The organism is Rhizobium sp. AP16 (assembly GCF_000281735.1).
GTDB lineage: Bacteria > Pseudomonadota > Alphaproteobacteria > Rhizobiales > Rhizobiaceae > Rhizobium > Rhizobium rhizogenes.
The window spans coordinates 342,225-359,351 of the sequence record NZ_AJVM01000001.1 but is presented as its reverse complement, the minus strand read 5'-3'; the positions used below and the strand labels follow the sequence as shown (position 1 = coordinate 359,351).

General features: G+C 61.3%; 15 protein-coding genes. 12 read left to right on the top strand and 3 right to left on the bottom strand.

Features of this window, described 5'->3' with window-relative positions:
• Positions 1–13: 13 nt before the first annotated feature.
• The 12 genes from PMI03_RS01640 to PMI03_RS01585 all read left to right on the top strand — a co-directional run bounded on the left by PMI03_RS01640 (position 14) and on the right by PMI03_RS01585 (position 14,602).
• Entirely contained in the window at positions 14–1,105 is a 1,092-nt protein-coding gene (locus PMI03_RS01640; protein WP_007689198.1) for an ABC transporter ATP-binding protein, read from the top strand.
• Positions 1,102–1,971 (top strand): ABC transporter permease, encoded by an 870-nt coding sequence (locus tag PMI03_RS01635; protein WP_007689196.1) that lies wholly within the window; start codon positions 1,102–1,104, stop codon positions 1,969–1,971. Before PMI03_RS01640 ends, PMI03_RS01635 begins: the two co-directional genes overlap by 4 nt.
• A gap of 1 nt (position 1,972) precedes the next feature.
• Complete coding sequence (locus PMI03_RS01630; RefSeq protein ID WP_007689195.1) at positions 1,973–2,764, top strand: ABC transporter permease; 792 nt, start codon at positions 1,973–1,975, stop codon at positions 2,762–2,764.
• Positions 2,765–2,791: 27 nt separating this feature from the next.
• On the top strand, positions 2,792–3,460 hold the full coding sequence (locus PMI03_RS01625; protein ID WP_007689193.1) for an RraA family protein: 669 nt from the start codon (positions 2,792–2,794) through the stop codon (positions 3,458–3,460).
• 78 nt (positions 3,461–3,538) lie between these two features.
• Positions 3,539–5,227, top strand: a complete 1,689-nt coding sequence (gene ggt, locus PMI03_RS01620; protein WP_007689192.1) for a gamma-glutamyltransferase — start codon at positions 3,539–3,541, stop codon at positions 5,225–5,227.
• A 156-nt stretch (positions 5,228–5,383) separates the two neighbouring features.
• Positions 5,384–6,118 (top strand): SDR family NAD(P)-dependent oxidoreductase, encoded by a 735-nt coding sequence (locus PMI03_RS01615; protein WP_007689190.1) that lies wholly within the window; start codon positions 5,384–5,386, stop codon positions 6,116–6,118.
• Between the two features lie 339 nt (positions 6,119–6,457).
• On the top strand, positions 6,458–8,539 hold the full coding sequence (locus PMI03_RS01610) for a carboxy terminal-processing peptidase (RefSeq protein ID WP_007689187.1): 2,082 nt from the start codon (positions 6,458–6,460) through the stop codon (positions 8,537–8,539).
• 139 nt (positions 8,540–8,678) lie between these two features.
• The gene (locus PMI03_RS01605) at positions 8,679–9,665 is read left to right on the top strand and encodes a BMP family protein (protein WP_007689185.1); all 987 of its coding nucleotides are present in this window, start codon (positions 8,679–8,681) and stop codon (positions 9,663–9,665) included.
• Between the two features lie 12 nt (positions 9,666–9,677).
• Positions 9,678–11,102 carry an amidase gene (locus PMI03_RS01600; RefSeq protein WP_007689184.1) on the top strand — a complete coding sequence of 475 codons (1,425 nt, stop codon included), beginning with the start codon at positions 9,678–9,680 and terminating at the stop codon, positions 11,100–11,102.
• Positions 11,099–12,625: an ABC transporter ATP-binding protein gene (locus PMI03_RS01595; protein ID WP_007689183.1), complete on the top strand. Its 1,527-nt coding sequence runs from the start codon at positions 11,099–11,101 to the stop codon at positions 12,623–12,625. Before PMI03_RS01600 ends, PMI03_RS01595 begins: the two co-directional genes overlap by 4 nt.
• On the top strand, positions 12,615–13,664 hold the full coding sequence (locus tag PMI03_RS01590) for an ABC transporter permease (protein ID WP_007689182.1): 1,050 nt from the start codon (positions 12,615–12,617) through the stop codon (positions 13,662–13,664). The genes PMI03_RS01595 and PMI03_RS01590 overlap by 11 nt, the downstream gene beginning before the upstream one ends.
• Positions 13,661–14,602: an ABC transporter permease gene (locus PMI03_RS01585; protein WP_007689181.1), complete on the top strand. Its 942-nt coding sequence runs from the start codon at positions 13,661–13,663 to the stop codon at positions 14,600–14,602. The genes PMI03_RS01590 and PMI03_RS01585 overlap by 4 nt, the downstream gene beginning before the upstream one ends.
• 49 nt (positions 14,603–14,651) lie before the next feature.
• On the opposite strand, the gene PMI03_RS01580 is transcribed toward PMI03_RS01585, so the two are convergent.
• From PMI03_RS01580 to PMI03_RS01570, 3 genes are all read right to left on the bottom strand, one after another.
• Entirely contained in the window at positions 14,652–15,020 is a 369-nt protein-coding gene (locus tag PMI03_RS01580; RefSeq protein ID WP_309574312.1) for a hypothetical protein, read from the bottom strand.
• Positions 15,021–15,221: 201 nt separating this feature from the next.
• Positions 15,222–15,452 carry a hypothetical protein gene (locus tag PMI03_RS01575; protein ID WP_007689179.1) on the bottom strand — a complete coding sequence of 77 codons (231 nt, stop codon included), beginning with the start codon at positions 15,450–15,452 and terminating at the stop codon, positions 15,222–15,224.
• Positions 15,453–15,587: 135 nt separating this feature from the next.
• Positions 15,588–17,045, bottom strand: a complete 1,458-nt coding sequence (locus PMI03_RS01570; protein WP_007689178.1) for a PAS domain S-box protein — start codon at positions 17,043–17,045, stop codon at positions 15,588–15,590.
• Positions 17,046–17,127: the final 82 nt, after the last annotated feature.

Here is a 17,127-nt window from a genome sequence, read left to right as displayed (position 1 = left end):
GCAGGACGGACCGATGAAACTCGCCGCATCCCCCGCCCATATCCAGATCGACAAGCTTACCTTCGACTACGGCGGTGAGCGACCGGCAGTGGACTCCTTGTCTTTCGACATAGCAAAGGGCGAGTTCATCGGGCTCCTGGGTCCGTCCGGCTGCGGCAAGTCCACGACGCTGCGGATGTTCGCGGGGCTTCTGGCCCCGACTTCCGGACAGATCATCATTGGCGGCGAGAACATCGTGTCGCGGCCTCCTTGGGAGCGCAACCTCGGTCTGGTGTTCCAGTCCTATGCCCTGTTTCCTCATATGACGGTGGCTCAGAACGTTGCCTTTGGCCTGCGCCTGCGTAAAGTCGGCAAGGAGGAGACCGCCGCGCGCGTCACGGAGGCATTGCGCGCGGTGCGGCTCGAAGGGTTCGGCACCCGTCGCCCCGCCGAGCTTTCAGGCGGCCAGCAGCAGCGTGTCGCCATCGCCCGCGCCATTGTCATCGAGCCCAAGATCCTGCTGCTCGACGAACCTTTGTCAAACCTCGATGCGCGACTGCGCGACGAGATGCGCTTCGAAATCCGCGATATCCAGACACGGACCGGCATCACGACACTATTTGTCACGCATGATCAGCAGGAAGCACTGACCATGTGCGACCGGATTGCGGTGATGAATGACGGCCGGCTCGAACAGATAGGAACGCCTGTCGAGGTCTACGACAAGGCTGCAACACCCTTCGTGGCGGGTTTCATCGGGCGTGCCAATAGTGTCTCCGCCACGCTCAGCCATATGGCGAGTACGCCGCAGCTGAGCCATAAGGGTCAGTTACTTCCCGCACCACGCGCCGAAGATCTACCCAAAGACGTCGCTGACGGCGCCAAACTTTCCGCCATGGTCCGGCCCCACGCCATCCAGCTTGGCAAATCGAATAGCGGCCTGATGGCGCGCGTGATCCGCAGCGTCTTCGTTGGCAGCATTATCGAGGTGGAGCTGGAACTGGCCGGGGGCCAGACATTGGTCGCCGAGCTTCGTCCCGGCAGCGACGAGGCGCAACTCGCGCAACTGGGGGCCGAGGTGGCGCTCAGCTGGCGGTCCACCGATATGCGGATCTTTGCCCCATGAACCGCTTTACCGTTCCCGGCAGCAGCACAAGATTCACGCCATGGCTGCTTCTCAGCCCGGTGCTGATCGTGCTGATCATTTCCTTCATTGCCCCGATCTTGTGGCTGTTCCGCATGTCGTTGAACATTTCTGATTACGGGGCAATTACCAAGGCTGTCAGCCTGCAGACCTACATCGGCATCCTCCAGGATAGCTATTACCTGGATCTTCTGGGTCGGACCCTGCGTGTGTCGATCACCTGCTCCGTGGTAGCACTGCTGCTTGCCTATCCGATGGCGTTGTCGCTCTCGCGGATGACTTCGCGCTGGCGAACGCCGCTGACAGTGCTCGCCGCATCGCCACTGTTGATCTCGGCTGTGGTGCGATCCTTTGGCTGGCTGGTAACTCTCGGAGACGACGGCCCGGTCAACCACCTGCTGCGAATTTCCGGGCTGACAACGGAGCCGCTGCACATGGTCAATAACTATTCGGGTGTGATCATTGGCCTGTCCGAAAGCATCATGCCCTACATGTTCCTCACCATCGCGGCCGGGCTTGGCAAGCTGGACAGACGGCTGGACGACGCAGCCATGTCGCTCGGCGCACCGCCACAGACGGTATTCTGGCAAGTCACCCTGCCGCTCAGCCTGCCGGCGATCCTTGCCGGACTGACGATCGGCTTCGTGCTCTGTGTTTCCTCCTTTATCACGCCATCGCTACTCGGCGGCGGCCGGGTATTCCTACTGGCGACCGAAGTCTACGATCTTGCGCTTGTCTCACTCGATTGGCCGACAGCGGCGGCGCTTTCCTTTCTCATGCTGGCGTTTTTTGTTCTCGCGATGGGACTGACCGGCCTCCTCCTTCGACTACTGACCCGGAGGGCGTAGAATGACGAAGTTCCTCTCCTGGTTCTCCCGCACCTATGTCACCCTGGTCTTTTGCATCGTGTTCATGCCGATGGCGATCATCCTCGTCATTTCGTTTAGCGCCGATAGCTATCTCTCCTTCCCGCCCTCGGGCTGGAGCCTGAAATGGTATGGAGCCGTGCTGGGCAATGCCAGCTTCATGCAGGGGTTCCGCAACAGTGCGCTGATTGCGACGATTGTCGCCGCCCTCAGCCTCGCGCTTGGACTGCCGGCCGCCTATGCGCTGGTACGGCTTGATTTTCCGGGCCGCAATCTGATCCGCAGCCTGGTCATCGCGCCGCTGGTCCTGCCAGCCATGATGCTCGGATTGGGGATCCTGATGGTCTTCACCCCGGCCGGCTTGGTCGCCACCTATCCTGGCCTGGTGCTCGCGCATCTTGTCATGACGCTCCCCTTCAGCATCCGCATCCTCCAGACGGCGCTCAGCAACCTCGGGACGGATGTCGATGAGGCGGCGATGACGCTCGGCGCCCGGCCGTTGCAGGTTTTCATGCAAATTACTCTGCCGCGGCTGACACCCGGCGTGATCGCGTCCAGTGCCATCGCCCTCATTCTGTCCTTCGACGAGATCGTATTGTCGCTCTTTATCGTCGGGCCGCGGCTGCAAACGTTGCCTGTTGCCCTCTACCGCTATGTCGACGAGCGGACTGATCCGATGGTGGCCGTGCTGGCTGTGCTGATGATCACGCTCTCGCTTGCCATTGTCTTGGTCGTCGAGCGCAGCATTGGTTTTGCCAAGGCCTTTGACCGTTAACCTTCACGTCACAGATTGGATCCGAAAATGAGCTATAAAATCAATCCGATGCCAGCACAGATCGCCAAGGAAGACCTCGCTCTTCTGGCTCAGGTCGAAACCGCAACGCTCGGCCATTGGCGGCATTTCGGCTTTCTGAACCGGCAGATCCAGCCACTGATTCCGGGCCGGCGCGTCGTGGGGACCGCCGTCACCATCGCCATCCCTGGCCCTGATTCCACCCTGCTGCACCATCTGTTGAGCCTCATCCGTCCAGGTGACTTCGTCATCGTCGATCGGCTGCATGACGATCGTTATGCCTGCTGGGGCGGCGGCGTGACGGTTGGTGCGAAAGCGGCAGGTGCCGTGGGCGCCGTGGTTGACGGCCCCTGCACCGACCTTGAAGAAATCGTCCAGTCGGATTTCCCGATGTGGTGCCGCGGCATCTCGCCGATCACCACCCGTATCTATGACCTTGGCGGTGCGATCAACGTTCCGGTCTCGGTCGGCAATACCGTGGTCATGCCGGGCGACGCCGTTCTGGCAGACGAAAGCGGTGTGATCGTTCTTTCACCAGACGAAGTGGCATCAGAAGCACAGAAGGCCATCGACACGCAGATCCGCGGCAAGGCACGCGAAGCGAGCGTTCGCGAAACCGGCGTCAAGCTCGGCGATCTGTCGGGCGCGACTGCCAAAGTTCTGGCAAAGCTCCTATGATCCGTGCTCTCTCTAGCCGGAGCGCCGTGCCCCGGTTAACCTGCGGCGACTGCAGTGCCCCTTGAAATGAGATCCAACATGACCCCTGCCCGCCTACCCTTCACCTGCGAAAAATCCCCAGCCAGCGGCGCGGGCGGCATGGTGGTGACCAACCACCCTCTGGGCTCGGCGGCGGGCTTCGAGATGCTGTCGGCAGGCGGCAATGCTGTGGATGCTGCGGTCGCTGCACTGCTGGCACTGACCGTGGTGGAGCCGATGATGGTCGGCATTGCCGGCGGCGGCCTATCGCATCTGCGGCTCGCGGATGGACAACATGTCGTGATCGACGCCCTGTCTTCGGCGGCTGCAACGATGCACCCCGAGATCTATGAACCGGTTTCAGATGAACCGGCGCGTTACATGGACGCCAAGGGGCGACGCAACATCATCGGTGCATCCTCGGTTGCCGTTCCCGGCAATCTGGCGGGCTGGTGCGATATGCAGGCGCGATATGGCAAGCTGCCCTTTGCGGATGTTGTCGAGCCAGCGATCCGACTGGCCTCGCGCGGCTTTGCCGTCACCCATTATCTCTCTGGCGCAATTACCGAGGCCGCCGGTGAGTTGTCCCAGGATGCAGAAATCGCCCGTATTCTCATGCCCGACGGCAGAGCACCGGCACCGGGCGAGCGCCTCGTCATGAGTGATTATGCCGAAAGCCTACGGCTGATCCAGCGTGAAGGAGCCGCAGCCCTGCACGGCGGCGCCCTTGGCGCTGCGCTGGCCGCAAGGATGCAGACTGGCGGCGACGATGCCGGCTGGGTCACGGAAGCCGATCTGCGGGCCTACCGCCCGATCGAGCGCAAGCCGATCATCGGCAGCTATCGCGGGTTCGAGATCGCCGGGCCGCCGCCGCCAGCTTCCTCCGGCGTGCATGTCACCCAGATGCTGAATATGCTCGAAGCCTATGACGTGGCGGGCATGGGCTTTGGCAGCCCCGCTTCCCTGCATCTTCTCGCCGAGGTCATCCGCATCGCCTTTGCCGACCGGCGTGAACACTCGGGCGATCCGGCCTTCGTCGATGTGCCGGTCGAGCGGTTGACCTCGAAGGCCTATGCCGCCGAATGCCGCGCCCAGATCGGTCACTCAGCGAGCCTGCCGGCGACCTATGCGCCGGGCTATGAAAGCCACGACACCACCCATATCACCGTCGCCGATCGTGATGGCAACATCGTCAGCGCCACGCATACGATCAACGGACTCTTCGGCGCGCGACTGGCGGTACCCGGCACCGGCATCATTCCCAACAACTACATGAGCAATTTCGACCCGCACCCGGGCCACGCGCTCTCGGTGGTTCCGGGCAAGCGGGTGCCGACATCCATGGCGCCGATGATCCTGATGAAAGACGGCGCTCCGGTTTTTGCGCTTGGTCTGCCCGGTGGCCTACGAATTTTCCCCTCGGCCATGCAGGCCATCGTCAACCTGATCGATCACAAGATGAGCCTGCAGGAAGCCGTGGAAGCGCCGAGAATCTGGACGCAGGGCCAGGAAGTGGAAATCGAACACGCCTACGCGCCGCAACAGACGAAGCTCGAAAAACTCGGGCACGATGTCCGAGTGATGCCGCATATCGGCGGCGGGATGAACGCGATCGCCTTTGGCGACACGATGACCGGCGCCGCCTGCTGGCGCGCTGACGGCACTGTGGCCGCGCTCGGTGGCGGCCTCGCCCGTCCTGGCGTGCGGTTCTGGCCGGACAAGGCGCCGGCAAAACCCGTGCAGGGCTGATGAAGCTCAATCCCGTCAACGGTCAGAGTTGCAGTTCAGGGGCAGCAAGATAGTCTATTCGCGCCGGCAACTCGAACGCCAATACCTTCATCGACTGATATCGAGTGAAACGTCGTTGAGATATTTGATGCTTACGGCATCCAGAAGGGGCCTACAATGACACAGCGCTACATGCTCTTGACCGGTGCCAGTCGCGGCATCGGACATGCCACGGTAAAGCTATTCCTGGAGAAAGGTTGGCGCGTTCTAACAGTTTCGCGGCAGCCTTTCTCCGAGGAGTGCCGGTGGCCATCGGCCCGTGAAAGCCATATTCAGGCTGATCTGGCCGATCTCACGCAAATCGATCAGCTGGTGGCCGACGTTCGCGACCGCTTGAACGGTGCGGCGCTGCATGCGCTGGTGAACAATGCGGGAATTTCGCCGAAAGGCCCAAATGGCGCGCGCCTCGGTGTCATCGATTCCGATGCGCAGACTTGGACGACGGTCCTCAATGTCAATCTCGTCTCGATCGCCCTGCTCGCGCGGGCATTGCTGCCTGAACTGGAGGCCGCGCAGGGATCAATCGTCAATGTGACCTCGATTGCCGGTTCAAGGGTGCATCCCTTTGCCGGTGTCGCCTATGCCGCCTCGAAGGCCGGTCTTGCAGCGCTCACGCGGGAAATCGCCCACGAATTCGGCCCACACGGCGTTCGTGCCAATGCCATCGCGCCGGGCGAGATTGCGACCTCGATTCTGTCTCCCGGCACAGATCTTCTGGTTGAAACTAACGTCCCGATGAAGAGACTTGGCACACCACGGGAAGTCGCCGAAACCATCCACTTTCTATGCAGCGATACATCCGCCTACATCAATGGTGCAGAGATCCACATCAATGGCGGCCAGCATGTCTGACCCGGCGGAACAGCGTCAACACCAGCTGTGGCGGCCAAGCATGCACTAACGATCATTCCGTGGGGGCATGCCATGGGGGCGATGTCTTACCATGGTTCTCTTGAATGAGCGCCAGATAGTGGCTCTTGAAGGAGCAGAACCGGAGGCCGTTAATTCGAATTTCGGTTTAGGTCTTTCGACGACCTCTGCGGCCAATTGGCCCTCAAATCAATCGTCACACGCGGAGGCGTTCTGGAAATCTTTCCGAACGGAGCGCATCGTCTAGTTGCCAAAAAACCATAATTGTTCCACCAAGATCACACATTAGACAGTCAACCTTGAGAATCGGATCAAAGCTTAATGCGTATACGATATGGTTTCCTCTGCATATTCTTGGCAATTGCACCGTCGGCATATGCTCTGGAAGCCGGCTCGCCACCAGTTTTGACGCCGCTACCGCAACAGGGGCAGGCCGCTCATTTGAGCGCGCAATTTCTGACGCGTTTCCACTATAAGCCCGTTCCGCTGGATGATGCCTTGTCGGTCAAGGTCATGAATCGGTTTATCAAGTCTCTGGATCCGGACCGTGTCATCTTCCTGCAGACGGATATCGACACGTTCATGGCCAGCAGCACCAAGATCGATGACGCCATCAATCAGGAAGACTTGAATATCCCATTTTCCATTTTCAACGTTTATGAGCAGCGCGTCGTCGATCGCATGAGCTACGCACGCAGCCTGCTCAGCCAGAAGTTCGACTTCAGTGTGCAGGAAGACTATCCCCTGATCCGCGACAAGGAGCCTTGGCCGAAATCCGAAGCGGAAAGCAATGAGCTGTGGCGGAAACGCGTCAAGAGCGACTGGCTGCGCTTGAAACTGGCGGGCAAGACTGACGCTGCTATTCGCGATACGCTCGACAAACGTTACAAAAACTCCCTCGATCGTGCCTACAAGTATAAGAGCGACGATGTGTTCCAGTCGTTCATGGATGCCTACACAACGTCGGTTGACCCGCATACCGATTATTTCGGCGCGACCGCTTCGGCTGAATTCGATATTTCCATGAAGCTTTCACTGGTTGGTATCGGCGCGGTATTGCAGGAAAGAGATGACTACACGACGATCCGTGAACTCGTGCCCGGTGGCCCGGCGCAATTGTCCGGCAAGCTTGCAGTCGGTGACCGCATTACCGGTGTCGGTCAAGACGAAAGCGGCCCGATAAAGGAAGTGGTCGGTACGCGCCTTGATGAAATCGTGCAAATGATCCGCGGCGCGAAGGGGTCTGTCGTGCGCCTGGACATCTTGCCGGCCGATGCGGGACCGGATGGCAAACATCGCCTCATCAGCCTGGTGCGCGATAAGATCAGTCTCGAAAAGCAGGCCGCCCAGAAGACCATCCTGTCAGTCAAGGATGGCGACGCCACACGCAAAATCGGCGTGATTACTCTGCCGGCGTTTTATGAGGACTTCGAAGCACGGCGAAAAGGCGACAAGGATTACAGAAGCGCAAGCCGCGACGTCGCCAAGCTTCTCACCGAGCTGAAGCAAGACAAGGTCGACGGCGTTCTGATCGACTTGCGCAACAATGGCGGCGGTTCGCTCTCCGAAGCGATCGATTTGACCGGCCTGTTTGTTGGCAAAGGTCCGGTGGTTCAGCAGCGCGATGCAGACGGCAAGGTCGACGTAGAAAGCGATGATCTTTCCACACCTGCCTGGACTGGCCCGGTTGGCGTGTTGATCAATCGCGGCTCGGCATCAGCCTCCGAGATTTTTGCCGCAGCGATTCAAGACTATGGTCGAGGAGTCATTGTCGGCGAACCCAGCTTTGGCAAGGGCACCGTGCAGACTGTGGTCAATCTTGACCAGGTGGCCCGCAACAGCAAGCCGAAATTCGGCGAGCTGAAATTGACGGTTGCGCAGTTTTTCCGTGTCAATGGCGGGACGACACAGCTACGCGGCGTGACGCCTGACATCAGCCTGCCGGGCCTTTCGGACCCTAAGACCTTTGGTGAGGCAAGCTATGACAATGCTCTGCCGTGGACTGAGGTCAAACCAGCAAACTATAAGGCCGATGGCACTATAAAGGCATTGCTGCCGCAACTGCAAAGCCGCCACGATGCCCGGGTGCAGAACGATCCGGATTTCCGACGCTTTGTGGAAGACATTGCCGTACTGAAGGCACAGCGCGAAAAACGGGTTATCTCCCTCAATGAAACCGAACGTCGCAATGAAATGGCCGCTCAAGCAAATCGCCTCAAGTCGCGCGAGAAAATAGACGATGGTGTGGATACCGGCGGAGATGATGGCCTGCAGGCAAACGAGCGCAGCCTGAGTGCTGACATTGCTCTTGAAAAGGCCCGCAAGAACGCAAAAGACGTCCTCTTGAACGAGGCCGCCTCCATTCTTGCCGACGAGGCAGATCTACAGGCAGGTACTCGCTGAAGATTTGGGTCGCGGCCGTCGCGAGGAAAAGGCCAGCCCAACACCAAAACGCACATTCTTTAAGCCACTCGATTGCTTGACACTTTTTTAGTCGACCCATAGACTTTTGACCAAACGATCAAAAACCTGGGAACAGACAATGACACATGACATCATGCTATCGCGCCGTGCGGTGATCGCGTCGGGCATCGCTCTTGGTGTGAGCGCGCTTGCGCCCGCCGCTCGCGCCGCCGCACCGCTGAAAGTGGCCGGCATTCATGCTTCGCCGGTTGAAAATGCGTGGAACTCCTGTCTGCACAAGGCACTTCAGGATGCGGCTAAGGAAGGCGTGATCGAGTATGTGTTCTCCGAGGGCGTATCGGGCACCGACTATCCCCGCGCCATGCGCGAATATGCCGAACAGGGCAACAAGCTGATTATCGGCGAAGCCTATGCGGTGGAAAAGGAAGCGCGACAGGTGGCCGCCGATTATCCGGACACCGCCTTCGTGCTCGGCTCCAGTGGCGAGGCCGCCGGCGGCAATTTCGGCGTGTTCGGCACCTGGAACCATGACGGCGCCTATCTCGCCGGCATGCTCGCCGGCAAGATGACCAAATCGAACGTCGTCGGCTCGGTCGGCGCGATCCCGATCCCGGAAGTCAACATGCTGATCAATGCGTTTGCGGCCGGCGTCAAGGCGGTCAATCCCGACTGCAAGCATCTCGTCTCGTTCATCGGCACCTTCTTCGACCCGCCGAAGGCGCGCGAGGCGGGCCTGGCGCAGATCGATGCCGGCGCCGACATCCTGTTCGGCGAACGCATCGGCACGGCGGATGCCGCCAAGGAACGCAAAATCAAGTCAATCGGCTCGCTGATCGACTACACGCCGCGCTACCCGGACACGGTGTTTGCCAATGCCATGTGGTATTTCCGCCCCATCCTCAATGCGGCCATCGCCGACGTCGCCGCCGGCAAGTCGGTCGGGCGCAACTACACGGCCTACGGCCTGATGAAGGATGGCGGCAGCGACATCGTCTATGTGAAGGGCGTGGCACCGGCGGACGCCGAAGCGGCGATGGAAAAGGTCCGCGCCGACATCAAGGCCGGCACCTTCGAGGTTCCCAAGGTGATGGAGCAGCCGAAGTAATCCGGCGCGACCATGCCCAGTCCCCTATCCGCCGATGCCACCGACCTGGCCGGCGCCGTCAAGGCCGGAAAACTCACCTGCGTGGACGCCATGCAGGCCGCTCTTTCCGCTAACGAACAGCAGGCTTCTCTTGGCGCGATAGCTCATCTCGACGCCGGGATGGGCCTTGCCTCCGCTAAGGCCTTGGATCAGGAACGATCGCAGCATCCGGACCGCTTTGCCGCCCGGCCTTTCGCAGGTGTGCCGACGCTCGCCAAGGATCTCGGTGGCCCCTTCGCGGGGCTGCCGGTGACGGCGGGTTCACGTCTTTTCAAACGCGAGGGCGGTGAGGCGGATAGCGATCTTGCAAAACGGTTCCGCGAGGCAGGCTTCTGCCTGTTCGGGCTGACTACCAGCCCGGAGTTCGGCTTCTCCCTGGTATCCGAGCCCGCCATAGGCCCGATCTGCCGCAATCCGCTGTACCCTGCCCGCACCGCCGGCGGTTCATCGGGCGGCGCGGCGGCGGCCGTGGCGGCAGGCATCGTTGCGCTTGCCCACGCCACGGATGCAGGCGGCTCGATCCGCGTGCCGGCCGCATGCTGCGGCCTTGTCGGCCTGAAGCCGACACGGGGCGCGATGCCGGCCGGCCCATCCTTCGGCAACCATCTCGGCGGCATTGCCAGCGAGCTTGCGGTGACGCGCTCGGTGCGCGACGCCAGCAGGCTTCTTGAGGCCCTCACCGGTAAAACCAAGGGGCCTTTTGCGGATATCGAGCGGATCGCAGCGCAAGCGGGATCACTGCGGATCGGCCTGCTTGCCGACACAGGCACACGCCATCCCACCATGCCTGAACGGCAGCAAGTCGTCGAAGCCGCAGCACGCTTGCTCGAAACACAGGGACATCAAATCATCCCGCTCGCCTGGGGCGATGTCGAACAGCCAGTCTTGGCCAGCGGACGCGCCTTTGGCGATATCATCTCCGTCAACATCGCCGCCCTGGTGGATAGCCTCGATCTCGACATGCGGGCTGCCGAAACATTGACACAGGCTTTCATCCTGCGCGGACGCGCCATGACGGCAACGGCGCTCTGGGATGCGCTCAACGGCGCGGTGCAGGCGAGCCGCAGCCTGTGGACCCTCTTCGACAAGGTCGATATTCTTCTGATGCCGATGCTTGCCTCGCCGCCGCCGTTGGTCGGATCCTTTCCCACCGATCATTCCGATACGGACCTGCATCTCGACCGCATGACGGCTTTCGCGCCGCTTGCCTCGCTTGCCAATATCTCCGGCTTTCCGGCCCTGACGCTGTCCTTCGGCACAGATGCCGATGGCCTGCCCTTGCCCGTCCAGATCATGGCGCCGATGGGCAAAGATGCCCTTCTGCTGTCTCTTGCCGCCCGGCTCGAGGCGGACGGACGCTGGCAGCATCGCTACCCGATCGCGGGGCTCGCGGCATGACTGGACCGGTCCTTGAAATAGACAGCGTCAGCAAACGGTTCGGCGACATCGTCGCCAATGACGATATCTCGCTCACGCTTGCCAAAGGCGAGATCGTGGCGCTGCTCGGCGAAAACGGCGCCGGCAAGACGACACTGATGAGCATCCTCTTTGGCCATTACGTGCCTGATACCGGGCGGATCCTGATCGACGGCACCGAACTGCCGCATGGCAAGCCGCGCGCGGCGATCAGCGCCGGCGTCGGCATGGTGCACCAGCATTTTTCCCTCGCGCCCAATCTGACAGTGCTCGAAAACGTCATGACCGGCACCGAAAAGCTCTGGTCGTGGCGGTCGCACACCGCCGCCGCGCGCAGGAAGCTGCTGGCACTCTCCGAGCGTTTTGGCCTGAAGGTCGATCCCGATGCCCGGCTCGGAGACCTTTCCGTCGGCGAACAGCAGCGCGTGGAAATCCTCAAGGCGCTTTATAACGACGCCCGTATCCTGATCCTCGACGAACCGACCGCCGTGCTCACCAATATCGAGGCGGAACGCCTGTTTGCGACACTCAAGGAAATGGCCCGCCAGGGTCTGTCGCTGATCTTCATTTCCCACAAGCTCGACGAGGTGATGGCCGCAGCCGACCGCATCGTCGTGCTGCGCGGCGGCAGGAAAGTGGCCGAACGCGAGGCGTCGCGGACCGACAAGGCGGAACTTGCCGAGTTGATGGTCGGGCATCGGGTGACCCGCCCAGTCCGCGAGCCGGGCACGCCGGGCGAGATCACGCTTGAAGCGCGCGACGTGACGGTGAGCATTGGCGGCGTCGAGCGACTGAAGAAAGTCAGCTTCAGCCTGCGTGCCGGCGAAATTCTCGGCATCATCGGCGTCTCGGGCAACGGCCAGACAGCACTCGCGCAGATACTCTCCGGCACGCTTGCCCGCACATCGGGCGAGCTTCTCTTCTTCGGCAAGCCCATGGGTAATCCCGACGTCGCTGAAATCGTGGGGGCAGGCATTGGCCGCATCCCCGAAGACCGCAACAAGGAAGGTGCGATCGGCGAAATGGCGATTTGGGAAAACGCCGTGCTGGAACGCCTTTCCTCCTTCTCGAAAAACGGGCTGGTCGACCGGAAGGCCGGCATCGCTTTCGCGCAGGAAATCATCGCCGAGTTCGACGTGCGGGGCGGTGCTCCGACAAGCCGCACCCGACTGCTGTCGGGCGGCAACATGCAGAAGCTCATTCTCGGTCGCAACCTCCATCAGCGCCCGAAAATCCTCATCGCGGCGCAGCCGGCGCGCGGGCTGGACGAAGGCGCGGTGGCCGCCGTTCACGCCCGCATTCTGGAAGCACGGCGAAAGGGGACGGCAGTGTTGCTGATTTCGGAGGATCTCGATGAGGTCATTGCCTTGGCGGACCGTATCCAGGCAATCGTCGGCGGCAGGCTGTCCCCGCCGGTCGAGGCCGAGGAGGCTGACGCCCGCATGCTGGGCCTGATGATGGCCGGAGAATGGTCGAAAACGCCGGAGACCATCCATGCGGTTTGAACGTCGCGAGCATCGCCCGCTCTACCTGATGATCCTGACACCGTTACTCGCTGTCGTCGCTGCGCTGGCGCTGGCCGGCATATTGATCGCGATTGCCGGCGCGCCCGTTCTCGAGGCCTACCGACGCATCCTGATCGGCGCCTTCGGCTCGCGGCTTTCGGCAACGGAAACGCTGACGCGCGCCACGCCGCTGATGCTGACAGGGCTTGCGGCTGCCGTCGCCTTCCGCGCCCGGCTCTGGAACATCGGCGCCGAGGGACAGTTCTATCTCGGCGCGATTGCCGTCGCCGCCTTCGGCTCGAACATGCTGGCCGGATTGCCGGCGCCGATCCTGATCCCGCTGCTGCTCGTCATCGGCGCCGTCGCCGGGATGGTGCTGATCCTGATCCCGCTCTGGCTGAGATTGCGTTTCTCCGTCGACGAGGTGGTGACCAGCCTGATCCTGAATTTTATCGCCGTGCTCTTCGTCTCCATGCTGATCGACGGTGCGCTGAAGGATCCCACGGCCTTCGGATGGCCGCAGTCTCAGGCGGTCGTCGATCACGCCATGCTGCCGAAGCTGATCGCCCGCTCGCGGCTGCATATCGGCTTTTTGATCGCCATTGCCCTGGCTGTCGTCATCTATTTCGTCCAGTCGCGCACCGTCTTCGGCATGCGGTCGCGCGCCGCCGGCCTCAACCCTTCCGGCGCGGCCTTCGCCGGCGTGCGGCTCGGCAGCACGCTCGTCAAGGTCGCCTGCCTTTCAGGCGGGCTTGCCGGGCTTGCCGGCGCGGTCGAGGTGATGGGCGTCAAGGGCTACGTGACCACCGACCTGTCACCCGGCTTCGGCTATGCCGGCATCGTCGTTGCCATGCTCGCCAATCTCAATCCGCTCGGTGTGGTGCTAGCCGCCATCTTCACGGCTACCATGTTTGTCGGCGCCGACGGCATGAGCCGCAGCCTCGGCATCCCGACCTATATCGCCGATGTCACCGTGGCCCTATCACTGCTCACCATGCTGATCGCGGTGTTCTTCACGCAATACAGGATCCGCCGATGAGCGCGCTGTTCGACATCATCGCCTCCGCCGGGCTTTGGGCCGCCGTGCTGCGCATCGCGACACCACTGATCTTCGGCACGCTGGGAGCCCTGCTTTGCGAGCGCGCGGGGGTGCTCAATCTCGGCATCGAGGGCATCATGACCTTCGGCGCGATGATCGGCTGGCTGTCGGTCTATCATGGCGCCGATCTGTGGACCGGCCTTCTGATCGCCGCGATCGCCGGCGGCGTCTTCGGCCTGCTGCATTCGGGGCTGACGGTGACATTCGGCCTGTCGCAGCATGTCTCCGGTCTTGGCGTGACGCTGTTCGCCTCGAGTTTCAGCTATTATGTCTTCCGGCTGGTCGTGCCGGTCGCCGGAACGCCGCCGACCATCGTGCCGTTCCAGCCGATCAGCATTCCCGGCCTGTCGACCCTGCCCTTCATCGGCCCCGCTTTCTTCACACAGACCGCGCCGACCTATCTGGCGATCCTGGTGGCGCTGCTCATGGCCTATGTCGTCTTTCGCACGCCAATTGGGCTTGCGATCCGCATGACCGGCGAGAACCCGCATGCCGCCGAAGCGCAGGGCGTCAACCCGATGAAAGTGCGCTACGGTGCCGTGATTGCCGGCAGCGCGCTGATGGGCATGGGTGGCGCCTTCCTGACGCTTTCAGCCTTCAACAGTTTCTTCCCCACCATGGTGCAAGGCCGCGGCTGGATCTGCATCGCCCTCGTCGTCTTTTCCTCCTGGCGACCGGGCCGGGCGCTGTTCGGCGCCCTGCTCTTTGCCTTCTTCGACGCCTTCCAGCTCCGCCTGCAGACGGCGGTGCAAGGCGTGCCCTACCAGATCTTCCTGATGACGCCCTACATCCTCTCCATCGTCGCGCTGGCCGTCATGAGCCGCCGCGCCCGCGTGCCGCAGGCGCTGATGCAGCCCTATCGGCGCGGCGAGAGATAACTCAGACAGGCATCACAGCGACAAGATAGATGGGAGTTGTGTTATTCAGTCAGCTCGCCGTCACACCAAGCCGCAGCAGTGCTGCCATATCCCCGATGCGATCAAGGCCGAGAAGTCCTTCGAGCAACTTTTGCGACGCTTCGGTGCCAATGACCGGAGCGACATTGGCTTCGAATTTTTCGAGTGTGAAATCATCCGATACCGGGTTCAAAGGGCTGCCGGGTGCGAACTGGACAAGTGAGGAGGCCAGATGCCTGCCGTCCTTTGTCCGGATGCTCACGCGGCCGGTGGGACGGCGGATGCTGTCGAGCAGACGATCGGCCTCGTCATCGATCTCCGCCTCGACCCTGCCGGAAAACGCCTTGAGATCGGCGTGCGCCATGGTCTCCGGCTCGTACCAGCGCGCGGCGGGCGCGATGTCGAGCGCGTCCCGCCCAAGCCCCTTCTGCTTGCCAGTTGCTGAGGTATTTGCGGATCATCACGTTTTCCCTCCCCTGACCGCTCTGGGACAGGATCCATAACTGATGCGCAAATCACCCAGTATATGTTTCAGGATCTGCGTCAGTGGGAGTTTGGATTTACGCGATTTTGCCGCCGCCCAGGCGAGCGCTCGAAGGCTTTATTTTGGGACGCCGTGTGCCGGACCGTCATCCTTGACTTCGCGCGGTGTCGGCGTAGGGATGACGCCGTGCTGAGGATCCGTCACATCCTGCCCCTTCGAGCCATCCGCACCAGTTGAAAGCTCTCGATCACGGGTCTTACGTCTGGCGTCTCGCAGGCTCCCTGCCTCTTCGATGAGAGAGGTAAGCTCCTCTTCGGAGAAGTCGGACAGATCAAAGGTCTTGGTCATGATAGCCTCCTGGATGGCTCGGTTTCTCCCAAACTAAACGCGCGACTTCATGAAACGACCCAAGGCTGCAAGAAGATTTTGATAAAGCGCGACAGTCCGAGCCGAAAACACAGCGCTACCGGCATCAAGCGCGGATCATACAACGAGGCGATCGGCCTTGACCATGAGGCGGATCGACAACCCTTCACGGTTCCATTCACGAGAAATCTCACCACCGAGCTGACTGCGGACCGTTGCCTTGGCGAGGATACTGCCAAAACCATCTCCATCGGTCTGCCGATCAACCGGTGGCCCGCCACTCTCGGTCCACGTCAGGATAAAGTGCTCCCCGTCCTCGGCGCATGCGATATCGACGCGCCCGTCCGAGGTGGAAAGAGCTCCATATTTCGCGGCGTTGGTTGCAAATTCATGCAGCAGCAATGCAAAGCTCGTGACCGCGCTGCCGCTAATGGCGATATCGGGACCCGTAACGATGGCTCGCGATTGCCGGATGTCGGTGGTGATATCGTAGGGCGCCACAATCGTCTGTATCAGGGCATGCAGCGTGGTTGCCTGCTCGTTTCGACTGGCTGCGTCAGACGTGCGAGGAACCGTCAAGGCATGCGCGCGCGCCAACGCGTTCAATCGGGCCGAAACAGCGGAGGCAAGCTCTCCAGGTGTCGTCGCGGCGCGCGCGCTCAGCGACACAACGCTGCTTGCAAGGCTGAACAGGTTTTTGACGCGGTGGTCCATCTCCCTGATCAGCAGATGTTGCTGCTCTTCAGCGCGCCGGCGCTCGGTTATATCGCGCGCGATCTTGGACACGCCGATGACACGGCCTTCGCGATTTTTGATCGGCGAGACCGATAGCGATATCTCAACGAGACTGCCGTCCTTCCGGCGTCGGATCGTTTCATAGTGGTCGATGCGTTCGCCACGGCGGATGCGAGCCAGGAGTTCCGGCTCCTCGTTCTGCCGATCAAGCGGGATAAGCATGAGAACGGGCTGGCCGATCGCTTCCTGCGCCGTATAACCGTAAAGCCGCTCGGCACCACGGTTCCAGCTGACGATTTTACCGTTCAAGTCCTTGGCGAGGATCGCGTCGTCGGACGATTCGACGATGGCCGCAAACCGTTGGGCCGCCTCTTCAACACTCGCGCGATCGGTCAGATCGACGAGCATATTGACGGCACCGCTAAGGTTGCCGGCGGCATCGAAGATCGGCGTTGGAAATGCAAGGAACGCGGTACGCGTACCGTCCGGGCGCTCGGCAATCGCTTCAAGCCCTCTGACGGCGCGCCTCTCTTTCAGCGCGATCGCCATGGGGCATTCGTCATGCGGCAGAAGCGTTCCGTCGGGCCAGTAGAGTTTCCAGGAGCCGCAGAATTCGCTCTCACCAAGCTTGGGGCTGACACCCCACATCTCGGTTGCTGCCTTGTTGTAGAAGGTGATCCGGCCGAGTGCATCGGTCGTGTAAACAGCCTCCGGTAACGCTTCCAGAATGTCTTGAAGTGCCAGCGGATGGTGGATTAAATTGGGTTGAGACCCGCTTCTCGCGGACATGCCGACGTATTCGGCGACCGTCTCATTCTCGTTGGTCGACAGATGGCTCATCCCGTATGCTCCATTATCCGGCAAGGCTCACATACCGATGTCCCGACAAGCGTAGGTCTTCTTCGCATGATGTTAAAGTACA